This is a genomic window from Paenibacillus sp. LRG-1 (assembly GCF_057220305.1).
Genome location: NZ_CM170126.1, coordinates 828,789 through 841,254 on the forward strand (window position 1 = coordinate 828,789; position 12,466 = coordinate 841,254).

Here is a 12,466-nt window from a genome sequence, read left to right on the forward strand (position 1 = left end):
TGTGGCTGGCGTAAAAGATTATATTAACCGCAAAGCTGCGGATAACCGGGATAAAATCGAGTACCATGTGGAGCAGATTTTACAACTGATCGGTGAGGACCCCAAGCGTGAAGGGTTGTTGGAAACACCGGCACGCGTTGCGCGCATGTATGAGGAAATATTTGCGGGTTATGAGGTTGATCCCCGGGATGCGTTGGGTGTGACATTTGACGAGAATCACGAGGAGCTTGTGATCGTGAAGGACATCGTCTATTACAGCCAGTGTGAGCACCATATGGCTCCTTTCTTCGGAAAAGTGCATATCGGCTATGTACCCAGCGGCAAAATTGTAGGACTGAGCAAGCTTGCACGCCTGGTAGAGGCAGTGACCCGCCGATTGCAGGTACAGGAGCGTATTACATCACAGATCGCTGATATTTTAAATGAAGCGGTCTCCGCTCACGGGGTTATGGTGGTCGTGGAAGGTGAGCACCTGTGCATGTGTGCAAGAGGTGTCAAAAAGCCTGGTAGCAAAACGGTAACGTCTGCGGTACGCGGTACGTTTCGTGATGATGCAGCGCAGCGCGCAGAGTTTTTGTCGCTGCTCAAGGATTGATCGAACATCGCAAGACGTTTATGTGATGAACAAAAAAAGGGTGGTTTACGCATAGGCGTAGCCACCTTTTTTTGTTAACATCAGAAATAGAGACGACGGGATAGCTGCCTTAAAATTACGATTTGCCTATGGATAACAGTTATTTTTATAGATAGGGGATAACGTATGGAGAATGTACATAGATCAACGGAAAAAACAACAGCTTTGCCTGAGTTACAGTGGTTTGAAACGCCACTCGCGGCCACTCAGGAGAATGTTTTGTCTCCGCTGGCTTGGGAGGAGCTGGCTTGTCGGCAAGTAGGGAAAGGAGCTACACCCATTTTGCATCTATGGCGGCATCCGTCAGCGCTTGTGATCGGTCACCGGGACCGCAGGCTTCCCTACGCCCCACAGGCGATGGAACGAGTGCGCAACGCGGGAACCTCGGTATGCGTACGCCCCTCGGGTGGAGCAGCCGTCATGCTGGACAGAGGGGTACTGAACCTGTCCTTAATCCTGCCGAATCCACAGCGGGCCATCAGCCTACATGAGGATTTTCGGCTCATGGCAGCGCTAATTGCCGATGCGCTGGTTCCGTGGTCTGGCGAGGCGCAGACCGGAGAAATCCTCGGGTCCTTCTGTCCCGGGGATTACGATGTCAGCGTCCGGGGCCGCAAGTTTTGCGGCATTGCACAGCGGCGCCAAGCCAAGGCGTATATCATCACAGCCTTCGTGATGATTGAGGGCAGCGGTGCAGAGCGTGCACAGGCGGTGCAGCATTTCTATACAGAGGCAGCCGGGGACACATCGGCAGGCGTGCAGCAGCAGGATTACCCCCGGGTGAATCCAGCAACGATGGGTAGCCTGGCAGAACTGGCTGGAGTGCCGTCTGTTGAGGCGTACACGGCATCTCTGCGCCGTGTCGTTGAGAGCCGGACAGCCATTTTACCTGCCGATGGCTGGTTGGTACAACTGGAAGGATTGACCGAACAAATGGCAGCGCTCAGAGAGCGATACGATTTGCAGGTGTAGTTTTTCTTTAGCTTAGAAGCTTAGAAGGGTTGCCATCTCAGTTTGGAGGCTTGATCGTAGCGCGCTTCCACTTCAGGCCAGTTAACGACATGCCACCAATCCTCAATGTATTTGTTACGCTCATTTTGATGCTTTAAGTAATATGCATGTTCCCATACATCTATCGCCAGCAGCGGAATGGACTCCCATTGAGTCAGATTCTGGTGCTTTTCGGCCTGCAAAATTTCAAGCCGGCCCGCGCGTGGACTCCATACCAGGATAGCCCAGCCGCCACCCTCGACCTTTTCGGCTGCCGAGCTGAATTGCTTTTTGAACGCATCGTAGCTGCCAAAATCCTTTTTAATCTGTTCAGCCAGCGGTCCGCTTGGGTTTCCACCACCTTTAGGACTCATGATCGTCCAAAAAAGAGTATGCAGATAATGGCCTGCGCCGTTGAATGCCAGTTCACGTTCCCAATGTTTTACGAGGTCAAAATCACCTGTTTTTCGGGCTTCTTCCAGCTTCTTTTCCGCTTTATTCAGGTCATTCACATAGCTCAAATGATGCTTATCATGGTGAATACGCATCGTTTTCTCATCAATATACGGTTCAAGCGCATTATAGGGGTAAGGGAGCGGCGGTAGGCGATGTCCCCCAATAGGAACCGAGCGGCCGATTGAGGTTTTTTCCGTTGCCGAAGGTTGTGCCTGGCTGGATTTGACGCTTTTAGTCGTCCATGCGCCTTCTCCCCTTATGCCTGCCTGCCGTTCTCGAAACGCTTCCTCTGGGTAATTCTCACCCTCTGCCGCTACATGATACAACCTAGCAGCCCTTGCGATGGAGCCAGGTTCTTGAAAGGGGGTTGTCGAGATTAGGAAATATTGGCTTTCATGTGCCGCGTGTAATACAACTCCGGCAGATTTTGGCTGCTGACGCAATGCATGACTGTGCTCGCTCAGCAGACCGAGCTGTCGTACATACTCCTGTGACTGACGGTTTGCGGTTTGCAGCAAATCGTCCAGTCGACGATTTAATTCTTGTGAGTCAGGCTGAGAGTTTAAGGCTGACTCTGACAATGGCATCTTTACAGATGATGATGCGTCTAATCCCCTTGACTGTTTTGAATGTCCAGTGAATTCGTGTGTATGTGCTTGTGGAGCAGCCGACATCTGTTTCCATTCCTGATGCCACGCCTGATCTGCCGGATCGAGTACGCTCCGTTGCTCTTCTAGCAACTCTATGGCGGTGCGTTCCGTCTGTTCGAATACAGTCCGCCAATCATCCAGCAACCGTACATAAGTTGGCTCCAATCCCTCGGTAGCGGATTTAATCACTTCCACATGCCAACTTTCCTGCTGCTTCCAATGCCGAATTTCCTCCAGCACACGTAAGGGCAGGAAAGACCCATAAGTACTCAGCATCGTTTTTTACCTCCCGTATCCTACTATGGCTATCCGGCGGATCTGGCAGATCTGCCCTGGATGCATACGTACCCAGTATATTCGCTGTCTCATCAGGAATATGTCTATGAACTCCCTTAATCCGGTCACATCTGTTACGTAAAACAATGAATACCCATGGAAAACGAAAAAGAAGCCCAGCTACGGCACGGGTTAAGTGTCCATAGGCAGGCTTCTTCCAGGCGAAGAATAGAATACAGTTCTTCGAAAAATTTACTTCGTAGTCGTTTGTTTGTGGGCATCAGCGATGGTTTTCTTGTCCTCCAGCTCCTGTACACTGCTTAGAAACGTCGATACCCGTCGCAAATATTCACGAGGGTGCTCTCTGAAAATAAGCTCATGTATCCCGTTTTTAACAATCCATACACTGGAAAGCGGGTTGGTTTGATTGGCAGCGAGCTTTTCCGCAATAGGATAAGGAGCTTTTTCATCCTGTGTACCATGCACAAACATGATCGGGAACGGATAGTTTTCCTTTTTAACTTCCTGATATGGAATTTGATGCAAGCTGGTTCCGTTCAAGACTGGAAACAGCAACTCCAGAATTTCCAAAGACGGATGTCTTGGCAGATTAATTTGATTGTGAATGTTATGGTACAGCGTATCTGGCTCCAGCAGGAAGGTGCTGTCCAAAATCATTGCGTCCACATCCTTGGTTTGCAAGCCCGCCTGAAGAGCGGTTCCTGCCCCCATGGAGAAGCCCCATACGATAATCTCCGACGAGCCGCGTTGCTTCGCAAGCTGAATTGCTCCGAGGAGCTGTTGGGATTCTGCTTTGCCTCCGGTTGCGACTGCTTTGCTGTTTTGTGACGCAAATCCATAATCGAACATGACCACATTAAAGTTCAAACTGTGGGCATAATGCGCCAGATCATACATGGGAATCCAGCTTTCTTCGCGGTTAGCCCCATAGCCATGACTGAAAATAATCGTTTTCCGCGATTGGTCCGCCGGGATATACCAGCCTTGTACCATGCGGCTACCATCCTTGGCAGGGAAGCTGACTTCCTCATAAGGCATGCTTTTAGCCTGCATCGGATTAGAGTACAGTGGTGCAACGGTGGGATTCGTAAGTACCCATGCGATGTAAGCATGCAAGGCAATAAAACAAAACAACAGAAAAAAGACGACCGACAGCAGCAGAGCAATCACAACGTGCTTGAACCGCAGCAGACGGGGATTAAAGAGTGGGGTGGACGGCTCCTGAACAGCGGTCTGTAGCTGAGCGTTGCGCTGGGATGTCGAAATCATGTAAGAGCCTCCTTATATAAAATTGATCTTCGTTTCATAGAATTTAGGTATAATTCCACTTGAAAATAGTAGTGTAGATCCGTATAGATACCTATTATCGTATGATGGGGATTATCCAAAGTCAACGCCTGAACCGGAAAAGTAAAAATGATGCAAAGAATTGTCGATGTTTGTTCTCGTTCTGTAATATGGTTGTCACAAAAACATCGGTTTACAGTAGCCGCGACTATTCTATATAATTTATGTAACCATGTTTCATAGTGTGAAACGAATATGGATACAAGAGGAGCGGTTCACGATGGAAGACCGTAAATTAACCGTTCGCGCTGTAGAGCGTGCACTTGATATACTGCTGTGTTTTACCGCAGATTCGGATCTTGGCCTGACGGAGATTGCCTCCAAAATTGGTCTACATAAAAGCACGGTTCATCGGCTGCTGACTACGTTGGAGGATCGGGGCTTTGTCGTTCGGAATGCCGAAACGGAAAAATATCGACTTGGCTTCCGCATTTGGGAGCTATCCACGCACTTGTCCCAAAGCGACGAGCCGGCGGTGTTGTTACAGCCTGCAATGGAAGGACTACGTGATCGTCTGGGCGAGACGGTCAGCTTGTACTTACGGGACGGCAGCATGCGTATTCGCATACAAGCCGTGCAGAGCAATCAGGCGATCCGCAGGGTTGCGCCTGTAGGTGCGCGTATGCCGCTGGCTGTAGGGGCCTCCAGCAAAGTGCTGGCAGCCTTTATGCCGCCGCAGGAGCTGGAAGCCCTGCTAAGCGGGGATGAATGGCCGTCCTCAGTAGACCCGGAGGTCTATAAAGCCCAGCTGCAGGACATTCGCGAGAAGGGCTATGCGACCAGCTATGAAGAACGGGAGCCAGGGGCTGCTGCTGTGGCTGCCCCAATTGTAAACCGGAAGGGACAGGTCACTGCGGCTTTATCTGTATCCGGTCCGGTCAGTCGGCTTGCACCCGAGACGCTACATGACTTTGCTCCGATTTTGATTGAAGCGGCGAAGGAAATGGGGCTTATGCTTCCGTAACAAGAATGAACACAGTTGAAGCAAGCAGAGTGATTTGATGGGGAGCGTCTCCTTGGTAAAGGGAACCTAGAAGGGTTGCCAAAGCCATAAATTTAAAGTAGTCTGGTAAGGATGGCGGGATATCTGTTATAGCCGCCTCATGTGAATAGAAGTATCACAGTTACTGGGGGAGCCTGTAATGCCGGGCTGAGATGGAATCGTGCAAGATTCCGGACCCTTTGCACCTGATCTGGATCATACCAGCGTAGGGAAGTAATCGGCCATTGAAATGTATACGCGGCTGCTGTCTACGGTGACGCATTGGAATAGGATTATTCCACATGCGTACTGTCTGGATAGCTGCCTCGTTAGATTAGCCGGTTCCCTGGGGAACCGGCTTTTTTGCATAGATCAGCGCCACCCTGGGAATGGTTCCGGATCGGTGTGTCATTTCATCGAAACGGGAGGAATGGACAATGAAGCCGACAGAAGTAGAAGGAACAAAAGGAACAGAATTGAAATCAACAGAAGTAAGATTGGTAGGAACAAAAGAAGTTGAGGTAGAGAAGACAAACGGGGAGCAAGCCAGAGGGGTAACGCCCTTTCCAGGGAGCCGTAAGGTATATATTCAAGGCTCACGGCCGGACATTGCCGTGCCAGAGCGCGAAATTGCTCTTCATCCTACACATACGCCGCAGGGCACGGAGCATCATGAGCCATTGCGTGTGTACGATACGAGCGGTCCCATGACCGACGAAGCCTATCAGGTCGATATCCGTCAGGGCCTGCCTCCATTACGGCGAGCTTGGGCCCTGGAACGGGGCGATGTGGAGGCTTACGAGGGACGCGCCGTCAAACCGGAGGATAATGGACTGAAACCTGGCTCCAAACGGGAGACAGTTGAATTTCCCGGCGTGACCAACCGTCCGCTTCGTGCTTCGCAAGGTCGTACAGTGACGCAAATGCATTATGCGCGGCAAGGGATCATTACGCCCGAAATGGAATTTGCGGCGATCCGCGAAGGGGTGGAGCCTGAGTTTGTACGGCAGGAGTTGGCGGCTGGACGAGCCATTTTGCCTTCGAATATCAATCACCCGGAAAGTGAGCCAATGGTCATTGGGCGTCATTTTCACGTGAAGATCAATGCGAACATTGGTAATTCTGCGGTTACCTCCTCCATCGAGGAGGAAGTGGAGAAAATGACCTGGGCTGTGCGTTGGGGCTCGGATACAGTTATGGACCTGTCCACAGGCCGTAATATCCATACAACACGTGAATGGATCATTCGGAATTCTCCTGTACCGATTGGGACTGTACCGCTGTATCAGGCACTTGAAAAGGTGAACGGCGAAGCAGAAGCGCTGACGTGGGAGCTGTATCGCGATACGCTGATTGAGCAGGCGGAGCAGGGAGTGGACTATTTTACAATTCATGCGGGTGTATTGCTGCGGTATATACCGATGACGGCGAATAGAATGACGGGAATTGTATCCCGTGGTGGGTCGATCATGGCAGCCTGGTGCCTTGCGCACCATCAGGAGAATTTTTTGTATACGCATTTTGAAGAAATCTGCGAAATTATGAAAGCTTATGATGTGGCCTTTTCTCTCGGAGATGGTCTACGTCCGGGTAGCATCTATGATGCGAATGATGAAGCACAGTTTGCAGAGCTGGAAACGTTGGGCGAGCTAACGCAAATCGCCTGGAAGCATGATGTTCAGGTCATGATTGAAGGGCCAGGACATGTCCCTATGCATAAAATCAAAGAGAATGTGGATTTACAAATGGAGATTTGTAAGGAAGCTCCTTTCTATACCTTGGGGCCACTCACGACGGATATTGCCCCCGGATATGATCATATTACCTCAGCCATCGGGGCGGCGATGATCGGTTGGTTCGGGACGTCCATGCTGTGCTATGTTACGCCTAAAGAGCATTTGGGTCTGCCGAATAAGGATGATGTCCGCGAGGGTGTCATTACTTACAAAATTGCGGCACATGCTGCCGATCTGGCGAAGGGTCATCCACGGGCACAGCAGCGGGATGATGCTTTGTCCAGAGCACGCTTTGAGTTCCGCTGGCGGGACCAGTTCAATCTGTCGCTTGATCCCGAGCGGGCCTTGTCCTACCATGATGAAACGCTACCGGCAGAGGGCGCCAAGGAAGCACATTTTTGCTCGATGTGTGGTCCCAAATTTTGTAGTATGCGCATCACGCAGGACATTCGCGCTTATGCAGCGGATAAGGGGCTGAACACTCAAGAAGCAGTAGCTGCCGGGATGCGTGAGAAGGCAGAGCAGTATCGGGATGGCGGTCAGTAAAACGAACGTGTGAGTTTAGGAACAAATGAACTAAAAAAAGCCGTGGTTCTCTACAGTCGATGTAGGAAACTACGGCTTTTTAGCTTATGTAAAGTGGGATATTGCAACCGGATAAACGGCGCCTTATTTTTTACCCATTTTTTCATTCAAAATGTCCTGAAAGCTGAGCTTCTTCTCCGAGCTATCTTCTTTCTTCTGCATACTCACCGCGTTGGCACGTTGGTATTGGTGGTGAAAGGGCATCAGGGTGTGGACGGTTAAGTTCATTGTATTCATGTAGGTCATTCCTCCAATTCCATATTGTCAAATTCAGATTGAGTTGCTTAGAACGTCTGTATAGGACTATTTGTATGTACTTGATGTCGTGATGCTATGTAGGTTGCTTGGTAATGTTTCAATCATTATACCCACATTTTTTCAAAGTAAAACGCTTTTGACATAAAACAGGAAGATGGTCATATGTGTCCAAAATGTCGATTAGGAGGATGGTCGTTTTAGAGGAAAATGTGCCTAGGTCTAAAACAAGGGCTAGAGGCCCGTTTTCTTAGTTTAGTAGTCGGGATTGTGTTATTTTGTCGAATAACCTTGTAAAAGGAGAATTTTGCGGAATCCAAGTCAGGATTGAGGCAGTCTGGTGGCGAATTAAAGTGTCAAAGTTGTATTGACTTTATGTTTGGTAGTAGATACCATGAACTGGTTGTCAGCGTATTTTGGCAACAAGAGTCAGCCAATCCATCTGGCGATTCATCCTTTGAAATGTTAGAGAAAGGATTAGAGTATATATGAAAAAAAGTATTGCAGATATCGCATTTATTATTCTGGGTGCGTTTTTTTTCGCGCTAGCTGTTAATCTGTTTGTGATCCCGAATGAGTTTGGTGAGGGGGGCGTTACAGGGGTTACGATCATTTTGTACTATCTGTTTCAGTGGTCTCCCTCGATCGTCAATCTGGTGATCAATGGCTTGCTGTTGATTGTCGGATATAAATTTTTGGACAAGAGAACGACCCTGTACACTATAATTGCGGTCGCTTTTAACTCGCTGTTTCTACATTTAACGGTCAACTGGCGGATTGATTCGCATGAGCCGACGATTAATGCTGTATTTGCCGGAGTTTTGGTGGGGGTCGGCATTGGCTTAATTGTACGGGTAGGCGGCACTACGGCGGGAACGGTCATTTTAGCCCGAATTGCCAACAAGTATCTGGATTGGAATATCAGCTATGGCCTGCTGTTTTTTGATTTGATTGTCGCGTTCTCTTCCTATTTTATTATTGGTCCAGAAAAATTGATGCTAACTATCGTTATTTTGTACGTTGGTACGAAGGTGATGGACTTCATGATCGAAGGACTAAACCCTAAAAAAGCGGTCATGATCATTTCGGAGCACCAAGATAAAATTGCCGAGATGGTTATTACGAAAATGGATCGTGGAGTTACCGTCCTGTCAGGCCACGGATATTACACTAAAAATCCAAAAGAAGTGCTGTATATCGTCATTAGTAAACAAGAGGTATCAGCGCTTAAAAAGATAGTGAAAGCCATCGACACAGCAGCATTTATCACCATTCATGACGTGCGGGATGTGTTCGGAGAGGGCTTTTTGGATATTTCGAAGTAACTCGCGTGCGAAGGTAAGGTTATAAGAGAACGTGGCTAGAAGTCGGTCCTGAGGGATCGACTTTTTTGTTTTATATAAATAAGATGAACTTGAAAAATGAACATCAAAACGGAGTAGGCGGAATGGTGCTGTACAAGCGAAGCACCATCCGACTGCGCAGTGGCGCTATAGGTAACTCTTAAGTTCGGTTTATATAAATAAAAAAATACCCCCGATTGCAGCTTTATCTGCAAAACGGGGGTTCTTCACATATGAAGTTCATAAACTTAGCTTTCGATCATTTGACGCAATACGGTTTGCAGAATACCACCGTTGTGGTAGTAGTCGATATCGACAGTGCTGTCCAGACGGGCAATTACCGGGAATTCGAACTTCGTGCCATCCTCGCGTTTAGCCACAACCGTAAGCTCTTGACCAGGCTTCACGTCATTGTCGATGCCAAGAATGTCAAACGTTTCACGACCGTTCAGACCCAGGCTGGACCAGCCATAGCCTTCCTGGAATTGCAGAGGCAGCACGCCCATGCCGACCAGGTTACTGCGGTGAATTCGCTCGAAGCTTTCGGCAATGACGGCTTTAACGCCCAGCAGAAGCGTACCTTTGGCCGCCCAGTCACGGGAGCTGCCTGTGCCGTATTCCTTACCAGCAATGACGATCAGGTTCTGATCGGCTGCCTGATATTTCATGGACGCATCATAGATGGACATTTCCTCATCCGTTGGCAAGTATTTGGTCACGCCGCCTTCAGTACCTGGAGCCACATTGTTGCGGATACGGATGTTGGCGAATGTACCGCGCATCATGACCTCGTGGTTACCGCGACGGGAGCCGTAGGAGTTGAAGTCCTTGCGTTCCACGCCATGCTCCTTCAAGTACAGTCCTGCCGGGCTGGAAGGAGCAATGTTGCCTGCTGGTGAGATATGGTCTGTCGTGACCGAATCATTCAACAGGGCAAGCACACGGGCATTACGGATTTCCTTGATATCCTGCACGCCATCCTGAAGTTTTTCAAAGAATGGTGGATTTTGAATATAAGTTGATTTTTCATCCCATTCATATAGTTCGCCTTCAGGAACCGGAATGGAGTTCCATTTTTCGTTGGCAGTAAATACATTCTCATATTTACGACGGAACATATCCGGGCTGAGAGACAGGCTGATGGCTTCCTTGATCTCCTCGGAGGTTGGCCAGATATCTTTCAGGTAGACAGGCTGATTGTCCTGATCGTAACCGAGCGGATCATTCACCAAATCAATGTTCACTGTGCCTGCCAGCGCATAAGCGACAACCAGTGGCGGTGAGCCGAGATAGTTGGCTTTTACTTGCGCATGCACACGACCTTCAAAGTTCCGGTTGCCGGAAATAACTGCGCCAACCGTCAAATCATTGTCTGTGATGGCTTGACTCACTTCGTCAGGAAGTGGGCCGGAGTTACCGATACAGGTCGCGCAGCCGTAACCTGCCACATGGAAGCCGAGGGCTTCGAGCGGTCCGATCAGTCCGGCTTTTTGCAGGTACTCCGTCACGACGAGGGAGCCTGGTGTCAAGCTTGTTTTAACATAGCCTGGTTTTTTGAGCCCGCGCTGCACTGCTTTTTTGGCCAGCAAGCCCGCACCGAGCATAACGCTTGGATTGGAGGTATTCGTGCAGCTTGTGATAGCTGCAATAACGACTGCTCCTGTACCCAACTCGCTGGTGGAGCCGTCCGGATGGGTCAGAGGAATCTTCTGTGCGATTTTTTCATCGCTCAGTCCATAGCCGCCCTTGTCCACCGGGGTACGGATAATGCCTTCAAACGTTTCTTTCATGCGGCTAAGCTCAACACGGTCCTGCGGACGTTTGGGTCCCGCGAGACTCGGTACAACCGAAGCCAGATCCAGCTCAATGGTATCGCTGAATACAGGGTCCGGCGTATCGGATGTGCGGAACATGCCTTGCGCCTTGTAATATTCCTCTACGAGGCTTACTTGCTCATCGGAACGTCCGGTGCTGCGCAGGTAGGCCAGCGTTTCCGCATCGACCGGGAAGAAGCCAATCGTTGCGCCGTATTCCGGTGCCATGTTGGCAACTGTCGCACGGTCAGCCAAGCTGATGTTAGCCAGACCAGGCCCGTAAAATTCCACGAATTTGCCGACTACGCCTTTTTTACGCAGCATTTGCGTTACAGTGAGCGCCAGATCGGTGGCGGTAGAGCCTTCCGTCAGACTGCCTGTCAGCTTGAAGCCAATCACATCGGGAGTGACAAAATACAGCGGTTGCCCCAGCATACCCGCCTCTGCCTCAATCCCGCCGACACCCCAGCCAACAACACCAAGGCCGTTAATCATTGTGGTATGGGAGTCTGTTCCCACGAGGGAATCCGGGAAGACGACTGTTTCGCCGTCAATGGTTTTGGTGGCGGCCACGGAGGCGAGATACTCCAGATTGACCTGATGGACGATACCGGTGGATGGCGGAACGGCGCGGAAGTTGTTGAACGCCGTTTGCGCCCAACGCAGAAAACGGTACCGCTCCTCGTTGCGTTCAAACTCTACATTAATATTGTAATCCAGCGCATCACTGGTACCGAAAGCATCGACCATGACCGAGTGGTCGATAACGAGATCGACAGGGACGAGCGGATTGATTTGTTTCGGATCACCGCCCGCTTTTTTCACCGTATCACGCATAGCTGCCAAATCGACAACCACTGGGACACCGGTAAAATCCTGAAGCACGATGCGTGCAGGAATGAACGGAATCTCCTTGTTGGTGTCACGATCCTCAGCCCATCCTGTCAGCTGTTGCACATGTTCTTCTGTAATGGCGCGTCCGTCAAATTGGCGAACCGCGGCTTCCAGCAACACTTTAATGGAGAAAGGCAGCTTGGCAATACCGCTCTTTCCTTGTTCCTCCAGTGCCTTAAGACTATAGTAGCGATAAGGCTTACCGTTAACTTCGAGACTACGGGCAATGGAGAATTGATCTTTTCCTGACATAAGTATTACCTCCTTGAAGTGGATGCTTGGGGGAAAATAGGGATGTCGTTTTTTCGACGTCTTGCACAGTTGGTTTAAATTGGTTGCGTTCTCAATTACATCTTCAGTGGTTCATTACGTGTTAGAGGTTGCGATCAATGTAATTTGTTTCATTAGATGAAACGTGATTTCAAAATGATTGCTTTTGGATTAAGTATACCGTTTTCAGACGGTTCCGTAAAGTTTTTTTGG

9 protein-coding genes and 1 riboswitch are annotated in these 12,466 nt (G+C 49.6%); of the genes, 5 read left to right on the top strand and 4 right to left on the bottom strand.

The window, feature by feature from the left end:
* Position 1 precedes the first annotated feature (1 nt).
* A complete protein-coding gene (folE, locus tag ACUUJN_RS03705) occupies positions 2-595 on the top strand; it encodes a GTP cyclohydrolase I FolE (RefSeq protein WP_013308743.1) in 594 nt (197 codons plus the stop codon).
* A gap of 165 nt (positions 596-760) precedes the next feature.
* On the top strand, positions 761-1,606 hold the full coding sequence (locus ACUUJN_RS03710; protein ID WP_023986999.1) for a lipoate--protein ligase family protein: 846 nt from the start codon (positions 761-763) through the stop codon (positions 1,604-1,606).
* A 20-nt stretch (positions 1,607-1,626) separates the two neighbouring features.
* On the opposite strand, the gene ACUUJN_RS03715 is transcribed toward ACUUJN_RS03710, so the two are convergent.
* Positions 1,627-3,006: a Fe-Mn family superoxide dismutase gene (locus tag ACUUJN_RS03715; protein WP_023987000.1), complete on the bottom strand. Its 1,380-nt coding sequence runs from the start codon at positions 3,004-3,006 to the stop codon at positions 1,627-1,629.
* A gap of 252 nt (positions 3,007-3,258) precedes the next feature.
* Positions 3,259-4,296 (bottom strand): alpha/beta hydrolase, encoded by a 1,038-nt coding sequence (locus ACUUJN_RS03720; RefSeq protein ID WP_023987001.1) that lies wholly within the window; start codon positions 4,294-4,296, stop codon positions 3,259-3,261.
* A gap of 298 nt (positions 4,297-4,594) precedes the next feature.
* Between ACUUJN_RS03720 and ACUUJN_RS03725 the strand changes: the two genes are divergently transcribed.
* Positions 4,595-5,338 carry an IclR family transcriptional regulator gene (locus ACUUJN_RS03725; protein ID WP_023987002.1) on the top strand — a complete coding sequence of 248 codons (744 nt, stop codon included), beginning with the start codon at positions 4,595-4,597 and terminating at the stop codon, positions 5,336-5,338.
* A gap of 155 nt (positions 5,339-5,493) precedes the next feature.
* Positions 5,494-5,606, top strand: a riboswitch (TPP riboswitch).
* A 187-nt stretch (positions 5,607-5,793) separates the two neighbouring features.
* Positions 5,794-7,638, top strand: coding sequence for a phosphomethylpyrimidine synthase ThiC (gene thiC, locus ACUUJN_RS03730; RefSeq protein WP_484669274.1), 1,845 nt, complete (start codon positions 5,794-5,796; stop codon positions 7,636-7,638).
* Between the two features lie 123 nt (positions 7,639-7,761).
* Here the strand turns inward: thiC and ACUUJN_RS03735 are convergent, their stop codons facing one another.
* Entirely contained in the window at positions 7,762-7,914 is a 153-nt protein-coding gene (locus ACUUJN_RS03735) for a hypothetical protein (RefSeq protein ID WP_010348453.1), read from the bottom strand.
* A 506-nt stretch (positions 7,915-8,420) separates the two neighbouring features.
* Between ACUUJN_RS03735 and ACUUJN_RS03740 the strand changes: the two genes are divergently transcribed.
* A complete protein-coding gene (locus tag ACUUJN_RS03740; RefSeq protein WP_023987004.1) occupies positions 8,421-9,257 on the top strand; it encodes a YitT family protein in 837 nt (278 codons plus the stop codon).
* Between the two features lie 266 nt (positions 9,258-9,523).
* Here ACUUJN_RS03740 and acnA read toward each other — a convergent pair whose 3' ends face one another.
* Positions 9,524-12,235, bottom strand: coding sequence for an aconitate hydratase AcnA (gene acnA / locus ACUUJN_RS03745; RefSeq protein ID WP_023987005.1), 2,712 nt, complete (start codon positions 12,233-12,235; stop codon positions 9,524-9,526).
* Positions 12,236-12,466: the final 231 nt, after the last annotated feature.